Below are 26,041 nucleotides of genomic sequence, written 5' to 3'. Positions count from 1 at the left end.
CCGCGAAAGCGGGAATCCAGTTTGACAGCACAGCCTCCTCGACATCCTGGATCCCCGCTTTCGCGGGGATGACATCAGGATGTGTATGAGATTATCACGCCTCGCTTGCGATCCTATGGGCGTTTGCCATCACCGAGAAGGTAATCGTCGGCGCGGGGATGGTGGGCAGCACGGACGCATCGACGATGTAGGTGCGCTTCTGGCCGCGGAGCAGGCCTTGGGCGTCCGTTTCGCCGTGGGTCGGCCGATCCCGCATGGGCAAGCTACCGCCGCAGTGGAAGCTGCTGCCCAGGCTGCCGGGACGCAGCAGCGGCGTGAGCGGGACGAGGCCCGCCGCCCACGCGACTTTCGCCAGCCTGCGTTTCACCCGCTGGATCGCGGCCTTGGTGCGCGCATTGTCGATGCGGCGTGTGAACAGCCTGCCGCCCGCGATCCGCGCGCCGATGGCGGGCGACGCGTCCGAATGGAGGAAGGGCTGCGCCACGATCAGGCGGCGGCTCAGCCCCTCGATCAGCGGCTGTGCGAGATCGGCGAACGGGCCGAAGCGCGCGCGCATATCCGGCGCATAGGTGTCGTTATAGGTGTAGAGCTGGGCGTGGACGACGTGTTTTTCGACAGCGGGATCGTCTATCGCCCAGAACGCCTGCGCCAGCGTGTGCCGCGCCTCGGCGGCGGGGTCACCGCCTGCGTTCCAGCGGTGCAGCATTGGCAGATAGAAATGCTGGCTGTCCAGGATTGTCACCTCATGATGCAGATCGAGCGCGCCGAGCACCAGCTTTGTGGTGGGCAGCACGCCGCCCGCGACGAACAGCCGCTCGGCCTCGAACTTGCCCGCGCTGGTCTGGAGCGTGACACCGCCGGCATGCTCGGCAAAGCCGCGCACGATCACGCCGCCCTGATAGCGCAGCGTGCGCTCTTGCGCCAAGCGCGCCACCGCGTCGCCCGCGTTGAAGATGAGGCCATAGGGGCAGCCATAGAGGCACATGGCGCAGGCGCGACAGCCGGGGGAGATGGCTTGGCGCGAGGCGCCGAAATGCACGCCCATGCGCGCGAGGGCATCTCGCTTGTGCTCCATCCGATCCAGCAGTGCGCGTGCCTGTGTGCTCTGGGGCAGCGGGCGGTCCTCGGCGATCGCCACACCGCCATAGAAGTCGGCCAGCCCATCGCGCATCCCCGCCATCCCGACGAGAGGAGCGATGGCGGCATAATGCGGGGCGAGGTCCGCCAGCCCGATGGGCCAGCCCTCGAAATCGCTGGCGTGATAGGGCAGCACCGACGCGCCCCAGCCGTTGGACAAGCCCCCGCGCGCGAACGAGGGCTTTAGGCCGTGGACGCCGCTATCCTCGGCATAGTCCGCCATTTCTGCGGGCAGGCGGAACAGGAAATCGGAGCCGAAGGGCTGGATGCTGTCGCTTTTTTCGGAGCGACGCAGCGCGCCGATTGCGTCGCGGTCTTCGGCGGCCCATTGATCCGGCTCGGCGGACCCCATGCGCGCGCGCAAGGCCTGCGCGGCCTCGTCCATCACTTCGCCTGCATCGAGGACCAGCACATCGCGCCCGCGCGCGGTCAAGGCCACCGCCGCCGCATAACCGCTCGGCCCCGATCCGACGATGATATCCTGCGCGTTCAAATACCTGCCCCGCAATTGTAACGGAATATTTAGGCTGTTAGTTGTTAAGGCTTAATCAAAGGGGCATCTCGATCAATGGCTAAAACGCCGACCTTCCTGATTATCGGCGCGGCGCGCGCAGGCACGACCGCGCTCTATGATCTCGTGCGCCAGCATCCCCAGGTGTTCATGAGCGCGATCAAGGAACCGAATTACTTCGCGTTTGAGGGCGAGGCGCTGGACTGGCGCGGGCCGGGCAACGAGTTCGTGAATAACTCCGTGCATAGCTGGGAAGACTATTCCGCCCTGTTTGCCGATGCGCCCGAGGGCACGGCGCGGGGGGAAGCCTCGCCGCTCTATCTCTGGGCGCCGGATGCGGCAAAGCGCATCAGGGCGCGCCTGCCGGACGTCAAGCTGATCGCGGTGCTGAGGAACCCCATCGAGCAGGCATTCTCACACTATCTCTATGCCCGCGCGCAGATGATCGAGCCATTGGACGATTTCGAGGCGGCGCTGAAGGCCGAGCCGCAGCGGCTGGCCGACCATTGGCAGCCATTGTTCCAATATTCGAGCTTCCCGCGCTATGCCGAGCAGCTGCGCCGCTTTCGCGATGAGTTTCCGCCCGAGCAGATGCAGATCTTCCTCTATGAGGATTATCGCACCGATCCGAAGGCGATGCTCGCCCGGATTTTTGAATTTATCGGCGTCGATCACGCCTTCGTGCCCGATGTGACCCACGAGACCAACATGGGCGGCCAGCCGCGCCACGCGTGGCTGCAGAACCTCGTGATGCGGCCCAACCCGGTGGCGAGCCTCGCCGCCCTCGTGGTGCCGATGAGCGCGCGGCGGGCGATCCGCGATATGGTATCGCGCCGCAACCTTGCGCGCGACCGGCTCTCTCCCTCAGCAAAAGCGTGGTTAACGGACGCATTGCGGGATGACATTTCGCAGTTGCAAGATATGGTCGACCGCGACCTGTCCCACTGGCTGGAGCATTAACTATTCCGCTGAAGATCGCCATGCTGACGACTTTCTACCCGCCGTATAACTTCGGCGGGGACGGCATCGGCATCCGCAGGCTGGCGACCGCGCTGGCGGACCGGGGGCACCACATCACCGTGGTGCATGACAGGGATGCCTACACCACGCAGGCTGGACGCGAACCCGCGAGCATCGAGATGGACCCGCGCATCGAGGTGATCGGCCTCGCCTCCGGCATGGGCATGCTCTCCAACCTGCTCGTGCATCAGCTGGGCCGCCCGGTCATCCACAAGGCGCGGCTGGAGGAGCTGCTCGGCCCCGGCAGGTTCGATGTGATCTGGCACCACAACGCCTCGTTGGTCGGCGGGCCGGGCCTCTTCGGCCTTGGCGACCCGAATGCCGTGCGGATTTACGAGGCGCATGAGCATTGGCTCGTCTGCCCCACCCATGTGCTGTGGAAGGAAAACCGCGAGGTCTGCGAACAGCGGGCGTGCGTGCGCTGCCAGCTGAGCTACAGGCGCCCGCCGCAGCCGTGGCGCTGGACCGGCAAGCTGGGGCGCGAGGCGCGGCATATCGACGCCTTCATCGCCAAGAGCCAGTTCAGCCGCGACAAACACCGCGCTTTCGGCTTTGCGCCGGAGATGGAGGTGGTGCCCTATTTCCTGCCGGACATGCCGCCGATCACGGGACAGGCCGCGCCGCATCCGCGCCCCTATTTCCTGTTCGTCGGGCGGCTGGAAAAGATCAAGGGCGTGCAGGACATTATCCCCGCCTTTTCCGGCAGCGCGGCGGACGGGCCCGACCTCGTGGTTGTGGGTGGCGGCGACTATGAGGCGGAGCTGCGCGCGCAAGGCGCAGGCATGGACCGCGTGCATTTCACCGGGCGGCTCGACCCCGAAGCGCTGCCCGCCTGGTACAGCAATGCCCGTGCGCTCATCGTACCGTCATTATGCTATGAGACATTCGGCATCATCCTGATCGAGGCGTTTCGTGGCGGCACGCCGGTGATCGCGCGCCGCCTCGGCCCCTTTCCGGAGATCATCGCCAAGGGGGGCGGTTTGCTGTTCGAAAACGAGGCGGAGCTGCGCGCGGCGATCGCGGAACTGGGCACCGACCCCGCCCGGCGCGACGCGCTGGCGCGCGAGGCGAGGATCGCCTATGAAAAAAATTGGAAAGAAGACATCGTCATAACAGAATATTTGGATGTCGTGCGTAAGGCTGCGCGCGCGAAGGGCAACGAACACGTCATTTCGGTATTGGAGAATAGAGCATGAGAATCCTCGTAACTGGCGGCGCCGGCTTTATCGGATCGCACCTGACCGAGCGGCTGCTGAGTATGGGACATGGCGTTGTCGTGCTCGACAACCTTTCCACCGGCGACATGGCGAACCTCGCCAATTCGAAGGATCACCAGAATTTCGAGATGGTGATCGGCTCCGTACGCGATCAGGCGCTGGTGCAGGAGCTGGTCGAGAAATGCGACGCGGTGATCCATCTGGCCGCTGCCGTCGGCGTCAAGCTGATCCTCGAAAAGCCGAGCCTTTCGATCCACACCAATGTCAACGGCACCGAGAATATTCTCCATGCCGCCGCCAACGGCAACAAGCTGGTGATCATCGCCTCGACCTCTGAAGTATATGGCAAGGCCGAGAAGGTGCCGTTCTCCGAGGATGACGACCTGGTGCTGGGCGCGACCGCGAACCTGCGCTGGTCCTACGCCGTCGCCAAGATGCTGGATGAATCGCTCGCCCTTTCCTACTCCTACGAGAAGCGCATCCGCTGCATCATCGTGCGCCTGTTCAACACCACCGGCCCCCGCCAGACCGGCTATTACGGCATGGTGCTGCCCAATTTCGTGAGCCAGGCACTGAAGGGAGATCCGATCACCGTGCACGGCACCGGCGACCAATCGCGCTGCTTCGGCCATGTCTATGACGCGGTGGAGTCGCTCACCCGCCTCTTGAACGCGCCCAACGCGATCGGCCATGTCTTCAACGTCGGCAACGACGAGGAAGTCTCGATCTATGGGCTGGCCGAGAAGATCAAGAAGAAGACCGGCTCGAAATCCGAGATCGTCAAGAAGCCCTATAGCGAGGTCTATGGCTTCGGCTTTGAAGACATGCAGCGCCGCATTCCCGATGTGCGCAAGCTGGAGAAGTTCATCGGCTATCGCCCGCGCACCTCGCTCGATCAGATCATCGACGATGTGATCGCCGAACAGCGCGCGGCGATGGGAATCGCGCCGGTGGCGGATTCCGGAAAGAACGACGCGGCGGCCTGAAGCGCCATCGCCGGGGGGAAGGCGTAGATGATGGCGGTTGGCGTGCCACTATGGTTCGCGGCGATGCTGGGCCTGGCGGGTGCGCTGGGCCTTATCGCGTTGCTGAGGCGCGAGGGCATGTGGGCGCTGGCGGCCGCGTTTGTCGCCGGCAATGCCGGACATCTGGGGCTGGAGGACCCGCTCTGGTTTGGCGCGTTGAAACTGAAGCCGCAGGGGCTGGCCCAGTTTTGCTATGTGCTCATAGCGCTGGAGGCCGCCGCAGCCGGGATCGCGCTATTAAGCGGGGGGCGACTGGCCGCGTTGTGGCAAGGAGCACAACGCCTCGGCATGAGGCGCATCCTCCTGCTCGGCCTACTTCTCTTGATCTGCGCGGTTTCGCCGATGGGGTTCGTGCTCCGGCATGAATATACGACCTTTGCCAAGCAGGTTTTCGCGAGCGCGGACCTGATCGCCATCCACGGCGTCTGCCTTGCCGCGCTGGCGATGATGGCGCCCGAGGAAGTGCTGAGGCAGATGGGCGCATGGGGAGAGCGGGTGGCAGTTTCGCCGCGCCTGCCCTATGTTGCGGCGCTCTGGGCGTTTGGCGTATCGCTGTTGCTCGCCCTCACCGCGTTTGACCGTATGCCGCGCCTGCCCGACGAGGTGGCCTATCTGTTTCAGGCCAAGATGTATGCGGCGGGGCATCTCTATCTGGCCGCGCCGGGCGGCGCGCTCAACGCCGCGCTCGCCTATGACTGGATCAGCATCGAGAGCGGGAAGTGGTTCTCGATCTTCCCGCCCGCTTGGCCTGCCGTGCTGGCGCTGGGCGTAGCGGCGGGGGCGCCCTTCATCGTCAATCCGCTGTTGACCGGGCTTGCCGTTCTGCTGAGCCACAGTTTCGTCGCGCGTATCGCCTCGACGCGGCTGGCGGCGCTGGTGACCCTATTGCTGTGCATCTCGCCATGGTTTCTGGCGATGGGCGCCTCGCTGATGAGCCATCCGCTCACCCTCGTGCTGGTGCTGGGGGCATGGCGGCTGATGCTGGTGGAGGGGCGCTTCAGCGTGGCCGCATGGCTGCTGGCGGGGTTGCTGATGGGCGCGCTGTTCCTCACCCGGCCGCTTGAAGGTGTGCTGATCGGCACCGGGACCGGCCTGTGGGCGATGAGCCGGGCCGACCTGCGGGCGCTATCCGGCTGGATCGGCGTTGCCGCCTATGGCGCGGGATGCATTGCGCTCGGCGCGCTGGTCTTCCCCTATAACCGGATGCTGACCGGCAACGCGATGGCAACGCCGATCGACCAGTATTTCGACCATCTGTGGCACAAGGGCGCAAACCGGCTGGGGTTCGGCGCCGATATCGGCTCTCCGGACAGCTGGGGCGGCGTCGACATCTGGCGCGGCCATGGCCCGCTGGAGGCGCTGATCGAGCAGCAGTTCAACCTAAAATCGATGAATACGGAGCTGCTCGGCTGGGCGGTGGGCTCGCTGCTGCTGGTCTATGTCCATCTGATCTGGGGACGCCTCAACCGCATGGACAAGGCGATGCTCACCGTGATGGGCGCCACCATCCTCGCCTACAGCCTCTACTGGTTCAATGGCGGCTTCTATATCGGCCCGCGCTATTGGTACATGACCTTATGGCCCGCGCTATACCTCTCTGCGCGCGGATTGCAGACGGCAGCGGCAATGACGGACCACGCCGGGTGGGCGGAGGGCAGGCAACGCGTGGCGGTAGTGGCGGCGCTGATGGGCGCGCTTGGCCTGTTTGCCTTTCTGCCGTGGCGCGCAGTTGAAAAATATTGGGAATTCCGGGGTTTCCACAGTGGCTATCGCGAGATGGCGGCGGCGGGCGCGACGGACAATGCGCTCATCTTCGTGAAAAGCGATGATGTGAGCGAGTTCGGGAGCGCCTTCACGCTCAACACGCCGGATCTCTCCGGCCCAGTCTTCGTGCGCGATCTCGGCCCGGCGGCGAATGCGGAGATCATCGCACGCCTGCCGGGCAGGGCAGTGTGGCATATCGCGCCCCGGGCAACAGGCGAGTCCACGCCATGACCGCGCATCATCTTCCCCTCATCGTCGATCTGGACGGCACGCTGGCGCGCACCGACACGCTGGTCGAGTGTGCGGTGCGGGTGGCGACACGCGCGCCTTTGCGCTTTGCCGCGCTGTTGCCGCGCGTGATGAAGGGCCGTGCCGGGTTCAAGCAGGCGCTGGCCGACGCCGCGAAACTCGACTGCGCCACCCTGCCCTATGACGCGGATATCCTCGCCTTCATCGAAAAGCGCAAGGCGGGCGGCGGGCAGGTGTGGCTGGTGACGGCGGCCGATGCTCGCATCGCGCACGGGGTTGCCGAGCATCTCGCACTGTTCGACGGCGTTATCGCCAGCGATGGCGCGCACAACCTCAAGGGGGCGAACAAGGCAGCCGCGCTTGCCGAGCGATTCCCGCACGGCTTCGATTATATCGGCGATGCGCGTGCCGACCTGCCGGTGTGGGAGAAAGCGGGCCATGCCTATGTCGCAGGCGGCTCCACATCGGTGGCGCGGGCGCTCAAGGGCCGGGGGATCGCCCCTGCCCAAAGCTTCACGCCTCCCTCCATGCGGCTGCGCGACTGGGTGAAGGCGTTGCGGCTGCACCAGTGGTCGAAGAACCTGATGCTGTTCGTGCCGCTGATGCTGGGGCAGGCGTTTCACGATCCCGCCATGATCGCGCGGGTGATCGCGGGCTTTCTGTGCTTCGGTCTCGTCGCCTCGGCCACCTATTTGTTCAACGACATGAACGACCTCTCCGCCGACCGCGCGCATTTCGGCAAGCGCCACCGCGCGCTCGCCAGCGGGAAGCTGTCTCTTCTGAAGGGAGCAGGTATCGGCGCGGCGATGCTGGTCGCGGGGCTGGCGGGCAGCATCGCGCTCGATCCCGGCTTTGCGCTGGTGCTGCTTTCTTATCTCGCGCTGACGCTCGGCTATTCGCTGTGGCTCAAGGCGCAGCCGCTGGTCGATGTGATGGTGATCGGCGGGCTGTTTACGCTGCGCATTCAGGCGGGCGTGGAGCTGGCACATCAGCCGCAATCGCTGTGGCTCACATCCTTCGCGATGATCCTGTTCGGCTCGCTGGCGCTTGCGAAGCGGCATGCGGAGCTGGTCCGCGCAAGCGCGGAGGGGCGCACGGTGGCCGGGCGCGGCTACCTCGCCACAGACACGCCACTCACCGTTTCGCTCGGCATCGCGACCGCTGCAATGTCGGTGCTGGTCATGCTGTTCTACATGCAGTTCGACGTGGCGACAAAAGGGCTGTACGAGCATCCGCAGCGGCTGTTCTTCGTACCGCTGGTGCTGGCGTCATGGCTGATCCGCGTGTGGGTGAAGGCGCACCGAGGCGCACTGCATGACGACCCGGTGGTGTTTGCCCTCAAGGACCGGGTGAGCTGGCTGCATGGCGCGATGGTGGGCCTGTGCTGGCTGGCGGCGGTGGGTTGAGGCGGTGAAAAATTTGGGTGTGAAGGGGTTTTGACGTGCCGATCATAGCGAAAATCAGTGAGAAGGTGCGCGATGTCGCGGTGGCGCTGCTGCCCGCCTCCACGCGGGACTGGATCCGCGCACAGCAGCGGCGCTTGGGGCTGCAGGCCGTGCCGGTGGGCAGCGTCAATTTCGGCAGCCTCGACCGGCTCGATCCGATCAGTGCGATCTTCGGCAAGGACCGCGATCTGCTGACCATCGAGCGCTATTATATCGAGCAGTTTCTGGGCGAACACAGCGCCGATGTGAAAGGCCGCACGCTGGAGATGGGCGACCCCGCCTACACCATCAAGTTCGGCGGGAACCGCGTGACCCAGCCGGATGTGCTGAACTATGTTGAGGGCAACCCCAAGGCCACCATCGTCGCGGACCTCACCAACGCGCCCCACATCCCTGACAACACGTTCGACTGCATCATCATCACCCAGACGCTGCAGATGATCTTCGAGATCGAGAAGTGCATCAGGGAGCTGCATCGCATTTTGAAGCCGGGCGGCGTGGTGCTCGCCACATCTCACGGCATGTCGCGCGTGGCGCGGCGCGAGGGCGTGGACGACTGGGGCGAATATTGGCATTTCACCTCGCAATCCAAGCGACGCCTCTTTGGTGACGTGTTCGGGCGCGAGAACCTGAAGGTGCAGACTTATGGCAACGTGCTCTCCTGCGTCGCCAACCTGCATGGGCTGGGCGCGCGCGAGATCAGGCCGGACCAGATCGATTACAACGACCCGAACTATGAGCTGATCGTCTGCGCCCGCGCGGTGAAGCGGGTTTAGGTGAGGATATTGCGGGTATAGACCTCGCGCACCTCGCACAGCGGCGCGCCATCACTGGCGCGCACCAGCGCGTGGTGGCTCAACAGGGCGGTAGGCAGACGATCCCCCTTCCCCGCCCACAGCCATTCGGCCGCCAGCGTCTCGCGCGTGGGCGCGAGTGGCGCGATCACCGCACCGAACGGCGTGGCGCCGCCGGCCAGATCGGCCGCCATGCCTTCCCCTAGCCGCGCCGCCACGAACCAGTTTTCGGCAACAGACAACACCCGCCCCTGCCAGACGAGCCATACGCGGCGGTAGCTGACCTCGGCCCAGCGCTCCACCTCAAGGCGGCGCTGGACGGCAAGGTCGACGCGGGGCGCAACGACGGCGCGCACATGGGCGGACAGCGTCACATCGGCATTGCCGCTCTGCGTGGCCAGCCAGGTCTCCAGCGTCTGTGTGGCGCTGTCGCTTGCGCGCAATTGCGCGTCGAACCGGCGGAGCGAAGACTCGAGATCGGAGCTGGAAGAATGGGGTGACGGCATCGCGGCACGCCTTAAGGTTTCCCGGCGAAGCGGGAAAGGAAATTCCGTCTGGATGCTTTCTCACAATTCTCTCCGCTTCGGAGGGAATATTCTCTCGACTGTGGCAGGAAAATCTTGGGCTTAGCATAGAAGCAGTGGGAAAAGACGATGGGAGCCAGCGCGGCAAGGAAGGGCGCTGTCGGGCATATCACTTCATTCTGGACCAACACGCCCGGGCATTATGCGGTTTTCTCGCCATAATGGCGCAAAGAATCGGGTTCGCACGACATCATCCAGCCAAGAGAGCTGACAATGGACTGTATGGGAGCGACCGTGCCGATTGAACCCGCCGAGCATCAGTGGACCACACCGCCGCATTATCCGATGGAGGGCTTTGGCTTTGCCAAGGCAGATCATCAAACATCCGTGCTGATCTGCACGGGCGACAGCATGGCAGGCGAGGCAGGCCAGGCAATGGGCCGCGTTGCCGCGCTGGCCCGCGCCACCGGGCTGCGCATACTCGACACCGTGTCGATATCCAGCGCCGCCGAGCAGCTGAGGAATATGGTGGCACCCGATGCGTTCATACTCTGCTGTACGGGGGAGGAGGCGGGCGTGGGCGAGTTGCTCGTCCAGCTCGGCCGACAGGCGGAGGCTGGCCATCTCGCAGCTATCGTCATTACAAAACTTGCCGGGCTGGACATCGTGCATGGCCATCTTGGCAGCGACCGCCCTATTCTGCTGTGCGACCCATCCGGCGAAGACCTGATCGCCGCCGTCGCCGCGCTGGTGCAACATCAGGCGGCAGGCAACTATCTGCACGATGTTGGGGCCGAGACCGAAGCAGAAGTGGATCATTTTCAGCGTCTCAACGATCAGTTGCTCCGGCTCAACCGGATGGTCGAGGCTCTGGTGCAGGATCGCGCGCCGGAGGAAGCTGATCTGCGCCCTTGGGGCGAGGCGGGGGAGATGGCCCTCAAGTCGCCGAAGCGCGTGTATCGGGGCGGACCTTTCGAGGCTCCGGGTTGGCAGGAACCGATCAGCGCGCAGCAGGTCCGCGCGATCCTGCGCGTCAGGCGCCTGCGCGATCATCTGGTTGCGCCCGATCTGTTCGCCGACCCCGCATGGGACATCCTGCTCGATCTGCTGGCGGCCCGGCTTGAAAACACAAAAGTCTCCGTTTCGAGCCTGTGCATCGCCGCCGCCGTACCCCCCACGACTGCCTTGCGCTGGATCCGCCAGCTCACGGACCGCCGCCTGCTGGAGCGGCAGGCCGACCCCAGCGACGGCCGCCGGATTTTTATCACCCTGTCCGACGCAGGCATGCATGCGGTCGTGCGCTGGTTTCACGAGACCCGCGCGCTCCTGCTGACGGCGCTCGGCGAGGGAGAAGACGATGGGTTCCGAAAGGGTGTCTGAACCTGAAGCAAAGGCTGACAATCGAGCGCCGTCGCCGGAGGATTATGTGCCTGCTGGGCGAAAACGGCTTGACCCAGCGGCTCTTTCCCCTAGATAGCAGCGGCCTCCCGCACAGCGGAAGAAAGCGCGGGCGATTAGCTCAGTTGGTAGAGCGTCTCGTTTACACCGAGAATGTCGGCGGTTCGAGCCCGTCATCGCCCACCACAAAACCCGCGGAAAAACGCCATTTTTGGGGTGTGGGATGGGTGTGGGGGCCTGCCGACTCTAATCTGTGTATACGCCGTGTATACGGAGAGGTCGGCGGAAGAACGCCAGATCGGAGCAAACGACAATTTGTCCAGACAGTCCGGAACGCCAGGTCATGGAGAAGAATGGAGGCAAGCTGCCTCTCCATCTACCAAGTGGCTTTGAGTTAGACGTTTTCCGGTTCGGGCTCGCCTCTGATAGTCTCCCTACGAGCGCCTGTCATTATATAGCTATATCAGTACGATGTCCGATCCCTGGATCAGCGCATGGTTGGTGAGAGTGGCGATCTGCACTTGCGTGGCGCCACCCAGACCATCCGCGTCATACTAGAGTGCGCCGGTCGTGCTGTTGTAGATGAAGTGTTGGTTGGCGGCGGTGGCGGCCGCTCCGTAAAACAGGTCTGCTGCGATGAGGGCGCGTGTAGCATTGCCTGCAAATGCGCCGAAAGCCGCGCGATCAAGCGCGATATGATCGATACCGAGCTCGAAATCCTTGATGGTATCCTTGTTCGCGCTGGTCGTCAGCGTATCGAACACGAAGCTGTCTGCCCCTGTGCCTCCGGTGAGCGTATCGGCCAGCGCGCCGCCATTGAGGACGTCATCACCCGCTCCACCGATCAGGATATCCTTGCCGCCGAGGCCGGTCAGCACATCATTGCCAGCGCCGCCTGTGACGGTGTTGCCAAGAGCATTGCCGGTGAGAGTGAAATCTCCGACCCCGCTCGACGTGAGCTTCTCGACTTCTCCCGCCAGCGTGTAATCAAGCAAGGTGGTGAACACGGTATCCGCGCCGCCGCCGGCCAGCTCTATCACCTGGTCAGCGGCATCGTCGACATAATAGATGTCATTGCCCGCGCCGCCTGTCAAAATGTCAGCCCTGCCGCCGCCGTCGAGCCGATCATTTCCGTTGCCGCCATCGAGATGGTCGTTGCCGAGGCCACCGATCAATATGTCGTTGCCATCAAGGCCGGAAATGGTGTCGTTACCCGCGCCACCCGTGATCGTGTTGGCCAGCGCGTTGCCGGTGAGGGTGAAGGCAGCGGCAGCGCGCAGGTTGAAGACAGGAGCAACGTGATAAATAGCGCTCAACCCGCGCTCACCAACGACAAGCGCAGCGGGCTGGGCGACGTGAGCGTCGCGATGACCTACGTCGACCTGGGCGGTGATTTCTATCTTGAGCCAAGCGTAAAAGTGAAACTCCCGACGGCCTCCCGCAAAAAACGTCTGGGCACTGGCAGGGTCGATGTCACCGCGTCGGCGGATTTGGTGAAGGATATTGGCGACTTCAGCCTATATGCACACGGCCGCCGCAAATTTGCTGGCAAGTCCACAGAGTCCACCATCCGCTCCACATGGGGCGCGGGTGCGGGCGCCAGCCTGAAAGCGGCTGAAGGGTTCTATATCGGCGCGGATTATGACTGGCAGCAGTCGGCATTTCGCGGCACGAAGGGGAGCAGCGAGATCACCGGGTGGACTAGCATTACAGTTGCATATTGATTGAAACTCTGAATCAATAGGTCTCCATGGTAAGGAGGCCGTGGATGACAGGCGCATCAATTGAGACCACGCTGGAGCTATGGGCATCGTCGCTTCGCGACGTGAAGGCTCGTATGCGTGGCTTGTTCACGCAGGAACGAGTGGCAGTGTCAGCGAACCTTTTTCTGGATGGTTTGCTGGGCGACGAGCGCCGTAAGACGGGTTGGATGCGGGCTGAGGCGGCGGGTGATCCGGGTCCTTGGCGACAGCAGGCCATTTTGGGCCGGGGGCGCTGGGACGCGGGCGGGCTTCGCGACATTGTGCGGGATTATGTTGTCGAAAACCTCGGCACACAAGATGCAGTTCTGGTCATCGATGAGACCGGTTTTCTCAAGCAAGGCAAGGCATCCTGCGGTGTTGCGCGTCAATATACCGGTTCGGCTGGCAAGATCACGAACTGCCAGATTGGTGTGTTCGCCGCCTATGTGTCGGCACGGGGTCACGCCTTTATCGATCGGGCGCTCTATTTGCCCAAGAGTTGGACGGGTGACCCGGCAAGGCTGATTGCCGCGCATGTTCCCGAGGCGGTCGCCTTCGCCACCAAGCCAGCTTTGGCGGTCGATATGATAGGGCGCGCGCTGGCAGCGGATGTGCCTTTTTCATGGGTGGCGGCCGATGCGGTGTACGGTGTTGGGGACATTGAAGGCGCGCTGCGCCGAGCCTGCAAAGGCTATGTTCTCGGGGTTAAATCCGATCACCATTTCGGCTCGTGGGCAGGAAAGCCCCTGGTTGCAGGCACTGCGGAAGAAATCGCCCGTGATCTTGCGCCCGATGCATGGCTGCGTCTGTCTGCTGGCGAGGGAACCAAGGGCGCGCGGCTTCATGACTGGGCTTACTGCGAACTCGCGGATCTCGAAGCTGATGAATATGATGAGACGAAATCGGGGCTTTGGACCCGGGGCCTTCTGATCCGCCGCAATATCAGCGACGGCGATCTCGCTTTCTTCACAACCTGGTGCCCGGCCGGGACGGGCATCCAGACGCTTGTTTCCGTCGAAGGTCATCGCTGGGCGATCGAAGACAGCTTCGAAACCGCCAAGAACGAACTCGGCCTTGATCACAACGAAACGCGATCATGGCATGGCTGGCATCGCCACGTCTCGCTCGTGATGCTCGCCTTCGCCATGATGGCGGTCATCCGGTATCGCGCCAACGACACGACGCCCCCAAAAAGGCTGAGAATGCCAACCATCAGGATCTGATCCGCTGGTCGATCCAGGAAGTCCGGCGGATCGCCAACAAACTGGCCCAGCGTCGTATCCAGCCCGCCACCATCATCGCTTGGTCATGCTGGAGACGAGCGCATCAGGCTGCCGCACGGCGCGCCCATATCAAATTAAAAATGCAACTGTAATGCTAGGGGCCGTGGGGATTCAGTTCAGATAGAGCCGGGGCCGCAGGCGACCGCAGGGCAAAAGGGGGATTTTCGAGCATCGGAGCGCAGCGTACTTAAAGGTACGTGAGCATCGAAGCGCAGAAAATAGCGCTTTGCAGGCCTATATGGACTGAATCCCCACAGCCCCTAATGTGCGCCTCGCGAAGAAGCTCAGCCTCACCCTTTATGGCATTACCGGCCTCAACAGCCAGAGCGCCGACATCGCCGGGGGTGCCAGCATCAGCTATCGCTTCTGAGCCATGGCCTCGGAGGGGCCATGGCCTCGGAGGGGCGCAGAGGGTGAAACCCAGAGCATCGTGCCGAGCATGACACCGGCAAGCTTCCGCAGTCGACGTGTCAACAGAGCAGTTGACCCTACGATCTCACATACGCCCGTTATCAGGATCGTTTGCCTGGGAAAGGGCACCCAATCGGGCATGATAGGAAGGAAGCTTTCGGGGGACCGGAGGTGGACTATCCCCGCAAAACCGAAAGCGATCGCCAACATCCAGCGAAGAGCGGTGCGGAGATGTTCGCGTTGCACTTTCACGGGCAGTTCTCCAGCAGATGCCCGTCCACCACTATGGGCCAAAGGCGCCAGGGAATAACGACAGAATTCTGATCCAGGTCTTCATGAGCGGCAATCTTAATTCCAGCGGCGCTGAACTTCCGGACCAACACCGAGTTATCCCGATAGCAATATCAGGAGACAGCCGGTGCCCAACGACCCATTCGATACATTTACAGGAACCGGCGGTGAAACGCATCAGCAGGTTAGCAAGCAGAGCGATCATACAGAAGCCGAGGCCCACCTGACCACCAACCAGGGCGTGAGGATTTCGGACAACCAGAACCAGCTGAAGGCTGGCGCGCGCGGTCCTGTGCTCCTCGAAGATTTCGTGCTGCGGGAAAAGATTTTTCACTTCGACCATGAGCGCATCCCGGAGCGGATCGTCCACGCGCGCGGATCGGCGGCGCATGGCTATTTCGAACTCTATGAAAGCCTGTCCGATATCAGCAAGGCGGACATTTTCCAGCGCGCGGGTGAGAAAACGCCTTTGTTCACGCGCTTTTCCACCGTGGCGGGCGGCGCGGGTTCCGTCGATACCCCACGCGATGTGCGCGGCTTCGCGGTCAAATTCTACACCAAGGAAGGCAATTGGGATCTGGTCGGCAACAATATCCCGGTGTTCTTCATCCAGGACGCGATCAAGTTTCCCGACCTCATCCACGCGGCGAAGATGGAGGCGGACCGCGGCTATCCGCAGGCGGCAACCGCGCACGACACATTCTGGGATTTCATCTCGCTGATGCCGGAATCGACCCACATGATCATGTGGGCAATGTCGGACCGAACCTTGCCGCGCACCCTGCGCACCATGGAGGGTTTTGGCATCCACACCTTTCGGCTGGTGAACGGGCAAGGAAAATCGACCTTTGTCAAATTCCACTGGAAGCCCAAGCAGGGCCTCGCCTCGACGATCTGGGACGAGACGGTGAAGATCGCGGGCGCCGACCCTGATTTTCAGCGCCGCGATCTTTACGAAGCGATTGAGCGCGGCGACTTCCCGGAGTGGGAACTGGGCATCCAGGCATTCGATGACACATTCGCCGACAGCCTGCCGTTCGATGTGCTCGATCCCACCAAGATCATTCCGGAGGAGATGCTGCCGGTACGGATGATTGGTCGCATGGTGCTCGATCGCAATCCCGACAATTTCTTCGCCGAGACGGAGCAGGTGGCTTATTGCCCGGCCAATATCGTGCCGGGCATCGACTTTTCCAACGACCCGCTCTTGCAGGGGCGGCTGTTTTCCTATCTCGACACCCAGTTGAAGCGCTTGGGTTCGACCAACTTTCATCAGATCCCTATCAACGCGCCCAAATGCCCGGTGATGAATTTCCAGCGCGACGGCCATATGCAGATGCTTCAGCCCAAGGGACGCGCCAACTATGAACCCAACAGCCTGAGCGACGCAGGTGAGGAAGGCGGCCCCCGCGAATGCCCGATGACCGGTTTCTCGACCTCTCCCGGCCGCGCAGCTGAAGATGAACAGGGCGACAAGCTGCGCATTCGGCCGGATAGCTTTGCCGATCATTATAGTCAGGCCCGGCTTTTCTTCCGCTCGCTCGATCCGGCGGAGCAGGCGCACGTCGCCTCGGCTCTGGTGTTCGAGCTTTCCAAGGTGGCCCTTGACCATATTCGCAAGCGGATGCTGTCCAATCTCGTCAATGTCGATCCCGATCTTGCCAAGCGCGTTGCCGATGGATTGGCGATGGATTTGCCCAAGGCATCGAAAACAGCCGCCGACGTCCAGGAGATGGAGCCGTCTCCGGCGCTCCGTATCATCGGCGGCCCTCGCGAGCGCACTACAGTCGAGGGCGGCAAATTCGGCGTACTGATAGCCGACGGTTCCGATGCGAACGAAGTGGACGCCGTCATCTCGGCTATCGAGAGTGCGGGTGGCTCCGCGCTCGTCATTGCGCCCAAGATCGGCAGCGTCACCCTGTCCAACGGCAAACAGCTCAAAGCGGATGGCCAGCTTGCGGGATCGCCCTCGGTACTGTTCGATGCAGTCGCTGTGCTACTTTCCGACGAAGGATGTCAGATGCTGATGAAAGAAGCGGCCGCTGTCCAGTTCGTGATGGATGCTTTCGGTCATTTGAAGGCGATTGGGTACAGCGAGGCCGCCAAACCCTTGCTGGACAAGGCAGGCGTGGAACCTGACGAAGGTATCGTCAGCCCAAGCAAATTCGCCGAAGCCGCTGCGCAGCGATATTGGGCACGGGAGCCTAAGGTACGGATGCTGCCCTGAACTCGGGGATGCTGCACAGCTGCCGGACAGGCCGGTCTTAGAGGCAATACAATCAAAGGGCGCATTCATGCCGAACAGTTTTTCAAATGCCTACACGCTGATGATGTGGCCCTGGACGCAGGCGCGGACCAGCGGTGATTGGCTGGAGATGATCTCCGACGCGCAGCAGGTGATCGCCGCGCGTATGCCGACGCTATGGCAGGCGTTTCTCTCCCCGATGCAGGCCGATTATCGGGAAATCGGTCTGATGTGGTCGGAGAAGAGCGCCGCCTTCACTCAGTCTGCACACGTATTGGACCGTGCCAGACGGCATCTTGAGATTGCAAGCGATCAACAGCGGAAGATCGTGGATAAGGCGCAAACCGGAACGCCCGTGACCTTTTTTGACCTGCTTGAAACGACGGAGAAAACCTTGACGGCCATGGCAACGCTCGCCCTGTTGCCCGCGGAGGCGCTCCAGCCGGTCAAGTCCGCCGTCGCCGCCAACAGCAAGAGGTTGGCAACCAGAAGAACGATTGGGCTTTGACCGCTCGTTCTTCGATCCATGTGCATATTTGAGCGCGTCGCCGGACCTGCTATGGCATTATATTACCATTGGTGACGGCCCCGCCGGGCCGCTTTCACTCCATATCGGCAGACCATTGCATGCTACATATGACTCAATCCCGTAACACGGATAAGAAGAGCCATGGAAATGCCGATCGAAAATATTGCCACGTGGCTCAATGTAGCTGGGATGTCCGTGTTTGCCGCTTCTGGAGCGTTGGCTGCTGCACGAAAACGGCTGGATTTCATTGCGGCCTGGTTTTTTGCTCTGATCACGGCGACGGGGGGCGGAACGCTGCGCGATCTGCTGATCGGCGCACCGGTGTTCTGGATGCAGGATTCCACTCCTGTAGTCCTGTGCGTCATAGTCGCCGCGCTCATTTGGATAGCACCTCTGCGCTGGTGGCCCGATCGCGCGCTTGAATGGATGGATGCCGCCGGGCTGGCAGCCTATTCGGTGTATGGTGCCGGAAAGGCGCTGCAATATGGAGCGCCTCCGGTCCCCGCTATCGCCGCAGGCGTCATAACCGGCTGCATCGGGGGCGTGATCCGCGATATCACCGCAGGCGTACCCTCGATCCTGATGAGGAACGAGATCTACGTGACTGCATCCTTACTTTCAGCCTTCCTGTTCGTCATGCTGATAACGGCAGATCTTGCACCGCCTTGGCCATCAACGATTGGCTTCATCTTTGGCTTTGCCCTTCGGGGAGCAGCGATTCACTGGCGCCTGGCCCTGCCATTGCATCGAGGACACTGAACCATAGTTGCCCTTGATGGCGGCGGGCTTGTTCGCTCCGCTGGCATTTGTAACGTCAATCATATGGATTGGCACGGTACGTAACGGGTACCCGATATTGCCATAGGGATATCGCCTATTGAGCGGTTCAGGCGGCGCCTACCAACCTTTGAACCTTTATGTCTTGCTCATGCTCACGGGCCTAGGGTCACCTGCCTGTCATCGATCCGAACGGAGATCACGTTGCTGGGCATATAGGCCTTGTTGGTCAGGTTCTTGCGCCAAAGTGTGAACTTGACCGGAAAGCTTGCCGCGGTGAAGGCGAAACTTAAGCCAAGACAGGCGTATATGTCTAGAACCTAATTAGTTTCTTGCGATAAAGATCCCGGCACCTGTATTGCGTTACAGGCACTCGGGTCGACCGCTGTCAGGCCAGGGTAATAGTAACCGGCAGAAATCCAGCCGACGCGGTTCGACCAGAATGGAATGCATTCCATCCATCTCGCCGCGTCTCATCCGACAGGCGATGCAGTCATGATAGGACTTTGCGCTGTCCCACGCTTCGAAGACCATGATCGTACCTGGCCCAGCCGGATGACGAACAATGGGGAGATCGCCAAATCCGCCCCCCCACCTTCGAAACCTCGATGATTTGCATTATTGGCCCGCTCCTCCGCGTCGGACCCCACTCAATATCGATCACATTTCGGAGGTGGAGAAGCGCATCACCCTCACCCTTCGCATGAAACCGGCGCTTGCCGTTGCATTAACTAAAGACTAACCTGAATTAGAAATTCCCACAGGCAACTGGATAATCATACCGCAATCGGTGCGAGGAAAGAGTGGAGGAGCGCGCGATGCTGAAGGTGTTCGAACCAATCAAAATAGGACGGGTGGAAGTACCCAATCGCATCGTGCGTACCGCTCATGACACCGGTCTGGCCTATCTTGATATTTCTGACGATTATATCGCCTATCATCTGGCGCGCGCCAAAGGCGGGTGTGGACTCAGTATCCTGGAAGCATCCAGCGTACATCCCTCAAGCCAAATCCATGTCGCATTGTGGCGCGACTCCATCGTGCCGGGCTTTGAGACGCTCATGAAAGCGGTCCGGCCTTATGGCATGAAGGTGTTCCAGCAGCTCTGGCACGGGGGCAATATCTATCCCGACACGAACCTCGGTCCGCCTTGGGCCGTGTCGGACAAGCCAGGATTTTCAGGCCTCGTCGGTCGGCCAATGTCGCTCGACGATATTGCCGAGCTGAAACAGGCGTTCGTGGACGCGGCGCTCCGATGCCAGAGCGGCGGGCTTGACGGGGTCGAGATCCATGCCTGTCATGGCTACATCTTTCACCAGTTTCTGAACCCCTATTATAACGACCGCAGCGACCAATATGGCGGTAGCGCAGAGAACAGGGCTCGCTTCTTGTTTGAAGTCGCGCGTGAGATTCGGGCGGCGGTAAATGAGGATTTCGCCGTCGGCGTGCGCCTCGGGGTAAGCGAGATGGGCAACGGCATCGACGTCGAGGCCAACAGTAACATCGTGCGCAAGCTCGAGGAGGAGAAGCTGATCGATTTCGTCGATGTATCGGCCGGAGATTATTACCGGTTCGGAACGATGATTGGCGCCATGCATGAACCGACCGGCTATGAACTGCCGACGGCCGCCGCTATAGCGTCGGCCGCTCGCGTACCGCGGATCGTGGCCGGGCGATTTCGCACGCTCCAGGAGGCGGATCAGGTCATTCGCGAAGGACAGGCCGACCTCGTTTCCATGGTAAGGGCCCAGATTGCGGACCCTGACCTTGTGCGTAAGACGCGCGAGCTCGGAGCAGAGGCGGTGCGGCCATGCATCGGCTGCAATGAGGGGTGTGTCGGCGGGCTGTTTGGCGCTAACCGGATGGGTTGTGCGGTCAACCCCAGCGTAGGTCGAGAAGCGAGCCTTGCCGAGGAATTGATCGCGCCTGTCGCAGTACCGAAAAAGGTGCTGATCGTGGGTGGCGGCCCCTCCGGGCTGGAGGCGGCGCGAGTGACCGCAATGATGGGCCACAGCGTCGTTCTGGCCGAGGCCCAGCCACGCCTGAGCGGAGCCCTGGCGATCGCCGGCAGGGCTCCCAACCTGCAGGGAGTCGGAGATATCGCCTTCTGGCTCGAACAAGAAGTGTATCGCCTGGGGGTGGACGTGCGCCTTTCCAGTTACATGGAAGTCGACGACATTGTCGCAGAGCGGGCCGACGAGATCATTATAGCGACTGGTTCGGTTCCCCGCATGGACGGGTTTCAGCACGCGAACCCGCCGAGGCGTGTGGATGGGCTGGGACAGTCTCATATTCTCTCACCGGTCGATTTGCTGTCGGAACATGCCGCGCCGCACGGGAAGGCGGCAGTGGTGTTCGATACCACCGGCAGATATCAGGCGCTGGCAGTCACGGAGTATCTGATGACGCGCGGCTTTTCTGTTACATTCGTGACGAGCGAATTGAGCATGACCCCGCACGCCCACTTTTCCTGGCGCGACCTTGCCGCGCTCGAGCGGTTTCACGCACTCGGAGACTTTGCCTTGAAGGTGCGCCACGAATTGGTTGCGATCGGTCGCGACACCTGCATCATCCGCCCGATCGATGCCGTTGGCGATAGTTCCACGACAATACCGGCCGATACAGTCGTCTTAGTCACGCAGAATGCTCCTTTGCGGCAGTTGCACGATGATCTGCGCGCGCGCGGCGTATCCTCGATACTCGTGGGAGACGCGCTTTCGCCTCGCGATCTGCAAACGGCCATTGCAGAAGGGCATCGCGCCGCTCGGAGCCTGGCCTGATCAAGCCAGAGCGTCGAGCGTAAAATCTGAGTCGGGGGGCCTTAAGGAGGAGGCACAGCGAAGTATTTGCGTCACTGTGCCCGGCCTGTTCAACGTAGCGCGATCGCCTTGTGAGCTCCCGTGATTACACGCGGTGCCACATCAATGCAGCCAAAGACATTCCGGTTGACAGGGTCGCGCTCGATCACCCACTGGAAGAAGGCGGCGTCTTCCGCTATTCTGGTCCGTCCTCATTCCTCCGTGGACCGGCGAGTGACTATGGCAGATGATGACATGATCTACCGTCTGGCAGCCAGCGCCTTGCCACCCGGCCAGATCGAGTTCGCCCGCAACGCGCTCGGGATCAGCAAAGCGCTGTTAGCGGGCAGTATTTCGGTTACGAGGGCGCAGCTGGCGATGGCGCTCAACATCGTCCTGTTCATGAAACTTTTGGATCGTGTGCCCCCGGCCAGTGAGCGTGTGGCGGATCTGGTCAGGCAGGGCGAGCGGATGTGCTTCGATCATGGCGCATTACGCACTATAGACGGGCCCACGGGCGCCCTGCCGCGCGGATATGCCGCATTCGCGCGGATACTGGAGCCGCTTGGTTACACAATCGGCGGTCTTTATCCACTGCCCCGCTTGCACATGACGGGCCGCGCCTTCGTTTATCGGGATATGCCCTCGGATATACCCCAGTTCTTCGTCAGCGAGCTGCATGTCGATCAACTGCCTGTGTCGGCTCAGGCGGCCGCGGAACGAATTTTCGACAATTCAACCGATCCGATCGGGGAGGCCGAATGGGAGCTTCTCCATGCGCTGGGAAAGACGGGGCAATGCCCAGCCGAGCTGGCGCTCGCCGGCCTGCCGGGGCTGGTTCGCGCGTTCGGGCGGTGTCATGACACGCCTTCCCTGGCGGACTATGAAACCCTGCTCGCCCATTCCGCCGAAGCCGCGTGGATCGCAACCGAAGGCAATGCCTTCAATCATGCAACCGAGCGCGTAACCGATGTCGAGGCGCTGGCGGCGTCGTTGAAAGCACGGGGCGCGCCGCTCAAGGACAGTGTTGAGATATCCGCTAATGGCAGAGTGCGGCAGACGGCGTTCCTCGCGGCAAAGGTCGTGCGGGAGTTCATGCTGGCTGACGGCACCATCGGAAAACGAGAGGTACCCGGATCATTCCATGAATTTATCAGCCGTGATATCGATCCCGCCACAGGCGCACTCGACCTGACCTTCGATAGCGGGAACGCCACCGGCATTTTTTCCGTCACGCGGTTAGCATGACGACCGCTGTCCGATCTCTCGATCCTGCAACGGGCGAAACAGTTTGGGAAGGCGCAGCTGCCTCAAGGGAGGAAGTGAGTGCGGCGGTAGCACGCAGCAGGGCCGGGTTGCCTGGCTGGGCGGGCTTGCCGCTCGAAAGCCGGATCGCCCACGTTCGCGCCTTCCAACGGGTGCTCGAGGCATCGAAGCAGAGCCTTGCCGAAACCATCGCACGCGAGACCGGCAAGCCACGCTGGGAGGGGCTTGCCGAAGTTTCCTCGATGATCGGCAAGGTCGAGATTTCCATCGCCGCGCAGGCGGAAAGAGCGGGTGAGAAGCGCAGCGCGATGCCTTTTGGAGCGGCTGTCCTGCGCCATCGTCCGCACGGGGTGATGGCGGTGCTCGGCCCCTATAATTTCCCCGGCCACCTTCCCAACGGCCATATCGTGCCCGCCCTGCTCGCAGGCAATGCCGTGGTCTTCAAGCCGTCCGAACTCACCCCTGCAGTCGGCGAGGCGATGGCGCTGCTGTGGAAGGAAGCTGGCCTACCCCCAAACGTCTTCACCGTAATTCAGGGAGGGCGCGATACCGGTGCGGCACTGGTCGAAGCCGATATCGATGGGCTGCTGTTCACCGGTTCCGCGGCGGCAGGCGCGCATTTTCGGCATGTACTTGCCGACAGGCCGCATGTCATTGCCGCGCTGGAGCTAGGCGGCAACAATCCGTTGATCCTGTGGGATGGCGATGGAGCGGAAGCCGCCTCCATCGCCGTGCAATCGGGCTTTATCACGACCGGCCAGCGCTGCTCCTGCGCGCGGCGGCTCATTGTGCCGGACGATGCGCGCGGCATGACCATGATCGATGCTATAGCCGCGCTGGCAGACAGGGTGCGGATCGGCGCATGGAACGATGAGCCCGCCCCGTTCATGGGGCCGCTCATCTCGGATGCGGCGGCGGAAGCGGCGCGCAAGCGCTTCGGCCATCTTGCCGATATGGGTGGCAGGGTTATCCGCTCGTTGCTGCCGGTTGCAGGCCGCCCGCCCGCGTTCGTCGCGCCCGCCATGATCGACATGACCGGCATAGACGCACCGGATGAGGAGATCTTCGCGCCCATCCTGCAGGTGATCCGCGTCCCCAATTTCGATGCCGCCATCACCGCAGCCAATGATACCCGATATGGCTTGTCTGCTGGCCTAGTGACCGAAGACGACAGGCTGTGGCAGCGCTTTCTGCTGGAAAGCCGGGCGGGCGTGGTAAACCGCAACAGGCCGACAACCGGAGCGGCGGGTTCGATGCCCTTTGGCGGTCTCGGGGAATCGGGCAATCATCACCCAAGCGCCTATTACGCCGCCGATTACTGCGCTTACCCGGTTGCGAGCTTCGAGGCCGCCAGCGCCGACGGCAATGCGCAATCCATATCCGCGATGCTGACCTCATGAGCCCGCTTTCTCCTCCCGAAGCGTCGCTGATCGAAGGGCTGGACGGAAAATCCATGCTTGACCAGGCCATCGCATGGGCCGAGGTCAACAGCGGGACCGCCAACCTCGCCGGTTTGGACAGGATGGCGCGGCTGCTCGCGGACGCATTTTCGGCGCTGCCCGGAGAGCTGAGCCTCGTCGAGCCCGATCCGGTCGAAAAAATCGGCGCGGACGGAAAAGTTCTAGAGGTCGCCTGCGGGCGGCACCTGGTGGTGCGCGTGCGCCCCGAAGCCGACCGCCGGGTTCTGCTCACGGGCCATATGGACACTGTGTACGCGGCGGATCACGGCTTCCAAAGCTGCGGCTGGATCGACGAGCGGACGCTGCACGGCCCCGGCACTGCGGACATGAAGGGCGGGCTGGCGCTGATGCTGGCGGGCCTTACCGCCTTCGAACGATCCGGCCCGACACTGGGCTATGATATTCTGATCAACAGCGACGAAGAGACCGGGTCGCTCTCAAGCCGAGCGCTCATTGCACAGCTGGCCCAAGACAAGTTCACGGCGCTCACCTATGAGCCCGCCCTTCCTAATGGAAACTTCGCGCGCGCCCGGCCAGGGTCCGGCAATTTTGCGGCGGTGGTGACAGGCCGTTCGGCCCATGCCGGGCGCAACCCCGAGGAAGGGCGCAATGCAGTCGTTGCGGCGGCTGACCTTGCCCAGCGCCTCGCGGCGCTCGCCCGGCCGGGATTGAGCGTCAATCCCGCGCGTATCGAGGGCGGTGGCCCCAATAATCTCGTCCCGGCCCTTGCCATAGTCCATTTCAACATGCGGCCGCACACGCCGGAGACAATGCATAGTGCGCAGACCGAGCTGGACGAAATCATCTCCGCAGTTTCCGTGGCGCATAACGTCTCAATCGCGTTGCATGGCGGCTTCGGTCGGCCGCCCAAGCCGATTTCTGCGGCTACGCAGCGACTGTTTGAGCTGGTTTCCCGAACGGCGAGCGATCTCGGCCATCCGGTGGACTGGCAGGACACCGGCGGTGTCTGCGACGGCAACAACATCGCGGCTTGCGACGTGCCGGTCATCGACACGATGGGAGCGCTCGGCGGCGCCATTCACTCTCCTGACGAATATCTGCTGGTCGACTCGCTTGTGCCGCGTGCCGCGCTGACGGCATTGACGATGCATCGCTTGCAGGCTTTGGAGGCGTTGTCATGAGTTATGTTGTGCGGCCCGCCCGGCCCGACGATCTTGCCAGCGTTTATCAGATTGCGAAAAGCACCGGCGGTGGCTTCACCAATCTGCCGCCGGACCGGTCTACACTCAAGGCCAAGCTGGCACGGGCGGCCTCCTGCTTTGCACGGGAAGAGGATGAGCTACAGGACGATCTCTATTTTTTCATGCTGGAAGACGGCGCGACCGGCAAGATCTGCGGCACATGCCAGATATTCTCCCAAATCGGTGCCCGCTGGCCCTTCTATAGTTACCGCATCGGCGCGCTCACCCAATATAGCAAAGAGCTCGGACGCTCTTTCCGGGCCGAAACGCTGACGCTGACGACCGACCTCGAAGGGGCGAGCGAGGTTGGCGGGCTTTATCTGGTCCCCGGCGAGAGATCTGCGGGGACCGGCTCTCTGCTCGCGCGCAGTCGGTATCTTTTCATGCAAATGCATCGCCCCCGCTTCGCGGACCGAACGATTGCCGAACTGCGCGGCGCGCATGACACCACTGGCGGCTCACCCTTTTGGGATGGCGTGGCCGGACGCTTTTTTGGCATGAGTTTTCGCGAAGCCGATGATTTCAACGCCATCCATGGCAACCAGTTCATCGCGGATTTGATGCCCAAGCACCCACTCTATCTCGCCATGCTCACGGAGAGCGCCCTCGCCGTGATAGGCAAACCGCATGAGTCCGGCCGGGCGGCGATGCGGATGCTGGAGAAAGAGGGCTTCGTCTATGACAACTACATCGACATATTCGATGGCGGACCGACAATGTCCGCAGACACCGATTCCATAGCGACGATACGCGACAGCAGGGTGGACAGGGTCGTCGCCATCCGGCCCACGCAGGGAGGTGTTTCAAGCCTTGTCGCATATGGGCGTCTGGCGCAGTTCCGCGTCACGCTGGCCGATGCCGAGCCTGCGGCCGGAGGGATCATTCTCGACGAGGCAACCGCGCGGCTGATCGGCTGTGACGTGGGCGATATCGTGACCCACGTACCTCGGTGA

21 protein-coding genes and 1 tRNA gene are annotated in these 26,041 nt (G+C 62.3%); 18 read left to right on the top strand and 4 right to left on the bottom strand.

Annotation, left to right across the window (positions count from 1 at the left end):
* Positions 1-94: 94 nt before the first annotated feature.
* Positions 95-1,630 carry a GMC oxidoreductase gene (locus OOT33_RS11380; protein ID WP_307750138.1) on the bottom strand — a complete coding sequence of 512 codons (1,536 nt, stop codon included), beginning with the start codon at positions 1,628-1,630 and terminating at the stop codon, positions 95-97.
* A 75-nt stretch (positions 1,631-1,705) separates the two neighbouring features.
* Here OOT33_RS11380 and OOT33_RS11375 point away from each other — a divergent pair, with 75 nt between their 5' ends.
* Genes OOT33_RS11375 through OOT33_RS11350 form a run of 6 tightly spaced genes read left to right on the top strand, consistent with a single transcriptional unit; the run spans position 1,706 to position 9,144 of the window.
* Positions 1,706-2,608 carry a sulfotransferase gene (locus tag OOT33_RS11375; RefSeq protein WP_307750137.1) on the top strand — a complete coding sequence of 301 codons (903 nt, stop codon included), beginning with the start codon at positions 1,706-1,708 and terminating at the stop codon, positions 2,606-2,608.
* 20 nt (positions 2,609-2,628) lie between these two features.
* Positions 2,629-3,864: a glycosyltransferase gene (locus OOT33_RS11370; RefSeq protein ID WP_307750136.1), complete on the top strand. Its 1,236-nt coding sequence runs from the start codon at positions 2,629-2,631 to the stop codon at positions 3,862-3,864.
* Positions 3,861-4,871 (top strand): GDP-mannose 4,6-dehydratase, encoded by a 1,011-nt coding sequence (locus OOT33_RS11365; protein WP_307750135.1) that lies wholly within the window; start codon positions 3,861-3,863, stop codon positions 4,869-4,871. Before OOT33_RS11370 ends, OOT33_RS11365 begins: the two co-directional genes overlap by 4 nt.
* 42 nt (positions 4,872-4,913) lie before the next feature.
* Positions 4,914-6,905, top strand: a complete 1,992-nt coding sequence (locus tag OOT33_RS11360; RefSeq protein WP_307750134.1) for a hypothetical protein — start codon at positions 4,914-4,916, stop codon at positions 6,903-6,905.
* The gene (locus tag OOT33_RS11355) at positions 6,902-8,329 is read left to right on the top strand and encodes a UbiA family prenyltransferase (RefSeq protein ID WP_307750133.1); all 1,428 of its coding nucleotides are present in this window, start codon (positions 6,902-6,904) and stop codon (positions 8,327-8,329) included. The genes OOT33_RS11360 and OOT33_RS11355 overlap by 4 nt, the downstream gene beginning before the upstream one ends.
* A gap of 35 nt (positions 8,330-8,364) precedes the next feature.
* Positions 8,365-9,144, top strand: a complete 780-nt coding sequence (locus OOT33_RS11350) for a methyltransferase domain-containing protein (RefSeq protein ID WP_307750132.1) — start codon at positions 8,365-8,367, stop codon at positions 9,142-9,144.
* Here OOT33_RS11350 and OOT33_RS11345 read toward each other — a convergent pair.
* Positions 9,141-9,668: a hypothetical protein gene (locus OOT33_RS11345; RefSeq protein ID WP_307750131.1), complete on the bottom strand. Its 528-nt coding sequence runs from the start codon at positions 9,666-9,668 to the stop codon at positions 9,141-9,143. The genes OOT33_RS11350 and OOT33_RS11345 overlap by 4 nt on opposite strands.
* 312 nt (positions 9,669-9,980) lie before the next feature.
* On the opposite strand from OOT33_RS11345, the gene OOT33_RS11340 reads away from it, so the two are divergent.
* On the top strand, positions 9,981-11,066 hold the full coding sequence (locus OOT33_RS11340; RefSeq protein WP_307750130.1) for a winged helix DNA-binding protein: 1,086 nt from the start codon (positions 9,981-9,983) through the stop codon (positions 11,064-11,066).
* A gap of 128 nt (positions 11,067-11,194) precedes the next feature.
* Positions 11,195-11,270 (top strand) — tRNA-Val (locus tag OOT33_RS11335).
* A gap of 368 nt (positions 11,271-11,638) precedes the next feature.
* Here the strand turns inward: OOT33_RS11335 and OOT33_RS11330 are convergent.
* The gene (locus OOT33_RS11330; RefSeq protein ID WP_307750129.1) at positions 11,639-12,400 is read right to left on the bottom strand and encodes a calcium-binding protein; all 762 of its coding nucleotides are present in this window, start codon (positions 12,398-12,400) and stop codon (positions 11,639-11,641) included.
* 51 nt (positions 12,401-12,451) lie between these two features.
* Here OOT33_RS11330 and OOT33_RS11325 point away from each other — a divergent pair, with 51 nt between their 5' ends.
* Together OOT33_RS11325 and OOT33_RS11320 are read left to right on the top strand one after the other, a co-directional pair.
* Positions 12,452-12,808: a hypothetical protein gene (locus tag OOT33_RS11325; RefSeq protein ID WP_307750128.1), complete on the top strand. Its 357-nt coding sequence runs from the start codon at positions 12,452-12,454 to the stop codon at positions 12,806-12,808.
* A 26-nt stretch (positions 12,809-12,834) separates the two neighbouring features.
* Positions 12,835-14,049: an IS701 family transposase gene (locus OOT33_RS11320; protein WP_307750082.1), complete on the top strand. Its 1,215-nt coding sequence runs from the start codon at positions 12,835-12,837 to the stop codon at positions 14,047-14,049.
* A 417-nt stretch (positions 14,050-14,466) separates the two neighbouring features.
* Here the strand turns inward: OOT33_RS11320 and OOT33_RS11315 are convergent, their stop codons facing one another.
* Positions 14,467-14,730 (bottom strand): DoxX family protein, encoded by a 264-nt coding sequence (locus OOT33_RS11315; protein WP_307750366.1) that lies wholly within the window; start codon positions 14,728-14,730, stop codon positions 14,467-14,469.
* Positions 14,731-14,938: 208 nt separating this feature from the next.
* Between OOT33_RS11315 and OOT33_RS11310 the strand changes: the two genes are divergently transcribed.
* From OOT33_RS11310 to OOT33_RS11275, 8 genes are all read left to right on the top strand, one after another.
* A complete protein-coding gene (locus OOT33_RS11310; RefSeq protein WP_307750127.1) occupies positions 14,939-17,038 on the top strand; it encodes a catalase in 2,100 nt (699 codons plus the stop codon).
* 67 nt (positions 17,039-17,105) lie between these two features.
* Positions 17,106-17,564, top strand: a complete 459-nt coding sequence (locus OOT33_RS11305; protein ID WP_307750126.1) for a hypothetical protein — start codon at positions 17,106-17,108, stop codon at positions 17,562-17,564.
* A gap of 162 nt (positions 17,565-17,726) precedes the next feature.
* Positions 17,727-18,344: a TRIC cation channel family protein gene (locus tag OOT33_RS11300; protein ID WP_307750124.1), complete on the top strand. Its 618-nt coding sequence runs from the start codon at positions 17,727-17,729 to the stop codon at positions 18,342-18,344.
* 836 nt (positions 18,345-19,180) lie between these two features.
* On the top strand, positions 19,181-21,142 hold the full coding sequence (locus OOT33_RS11295) for an FAD-dependent oxidoreductase (RefSeq protein WP_307750123.1): 1,962 nt from the start codon (positions 19,181-19,183) through the stop codon (positions 21,140-21,142).
* Between the two features lie 252 nt (positions 21,143-21,394).
* On the top strand, positions 21,395-22,408 hold the full coding sequence (locus OOT33_RS11290; protein WP_373690552.1) for a 2-oxoadipate dioxygenase/decarboxylase family protein: 1,014 nt from the start codon (positions 21,395-21,397) through the stop codon (positions 22,406-22,408).
* Positions 22,405-23,826, top strand: a complete 1,422-nt coding sequence (gene astD / locus OOT33_RS11285; protein ID WP_307750121.1) for a succinylglutamate-semialdehyde dehydrogenase — start codon at positions 22,405-22,407, stop codon at positions 23,824-23,826. The genes OOT33_RS11290 and astD overlap by 4 nt, the downstream gene beginning before the upstream one ends.
* Positions 23,823-25,028, top strand: coding sequence for a hydrolase (locus OOT33_RS11280; protein ID WP_307750120.1), 1,206 nt, complete (start codon positions 23,823-23,825; stop codon positions 25,026-25,028). Before astD ends, OOT33_RS11280 begins: the two co-directional genes overlap by 4 nt.
* On the top strand, positions 25,025-26,041 hold the full coding sequence (locus OOT33_RS11275) for an arginine N-succinyltransferase (RefSeq protein WP_307750119.1): 1,017 nt from the start codon (positions 25,025-25,027) through the stop codon (positions 26,039-26,041). The genes OOT33_RS11280 and OOT33_RS11275 overlap by 4 nt, the downstream gene beginning before the upstream one ends.

Origin of the sequence: Sphingobium sp. DEHP117 (assembly GCF_030867385.1) — a bacterium.
GTDB lineage: Bacteria > Pseudomonadota > Alphaproteobacteria > Sphingomonadales > Sphingomonadaceae > Sphingobium.
The sequence above is the reverse complement of the archived record's forward strand: the minus strand, read 5'-3'. Positions and strand labels throughout refer to the sequence as shown.

Coding starts and splice junctions, on each gene's coding strand:
- OOT33_RS11275 (WP_307750119.1), top strand. CDS start 25,025: ATGAGTTATGTTGTGCGGCCCGCCCGGCCCGACGATCTTGCCAGCGTT.
- OOT33_RS11315 (WP_307750366.1), bottom strand. CDS start 14,730: ATGTTGGCGATCGCTTTCGGTTTTGCGGGGATAGTCCACCTCCGGTCC.
- OOT33_RS11325 (WP_307750128.1), top strand. CDS start 12,452: ATGACCTACGTCGACCTGGGCGGTGATTTCTATCTTGAGCCAAGCGTA.
- OOT33_RS11295 (WP_307750123.1), top strand. CDS start 19,181: ATGCTGAAGGTGTTCGAACCAATCAAAATAGGACGGGTGGAAGTACCC.
- OOT33_RS11355 (WP_307750133.1), top strand. CDS start 6,902: ATGACCGCGCATCATCTTCCCCTCATCGTCGATCTGGACGGCACGCTG.
- OOT33_RS11345 (WP_307750131.1), bottom strand. CDS start 9,668: ATGCCGTCACCCCATTCTTCCAGCTCCGATCTCGAGTCTTCGCTCCGC.
- OOT33_RS11365 (WP_307750135.1), top strand. CDS start 3,861: ATGAGAATCCTCGTAACTGGCGGCGCCGGCTTTATCGGATCGCACCTG.
- OOT33_RS11300 (WP_307750124.1), top strand. CDS start 17,727: ATGGAAATGCCGATCGAAAATATTGCCACGTGGCTCAATGTAGCTGGG.
- astD (WP_307750121.1), top strand. CDS start 22,405: ATGACGACCGCTGTCCGATCTCTCGATCCTGCAACGGGCGAAACAGTT.
- OOT33_RS11280 (WP_307750120.1), top strand. CDS start 23,823: ATGAGCCCGCTTTCTCCTCCCGAAGCGTCGCTGATCGAAGGGCTGGAC.
- OOT33_RS11375 (WP_307750137.1), top strand. CDS start 1,706: ATGGCTAAAACGCCGACCTTCCTGATTATCGGCGCGGCGCGCGCAGGC.
- OOT33_RS11370 (WP_307750136.1), top strand. CDS start 2,629: ATGCTGACGACTTTCTACCCGCCGTATAACTTCGGCGGGGACGGCATC.
- OOT33_RS11305 (WP_307750126.1), top strand. CDS start 17,106: ATGCCGAACAGTTTTTCAAATGCCTACACGCTGATGATGTGGCCCTGG.
- OOT33_RS11320 (WP_307750082.1), top strand. CDS start 12,835: ATGGTAAGGAGGCCGTGGATGACAGGCGCATCAATTGAGACCACGCTG.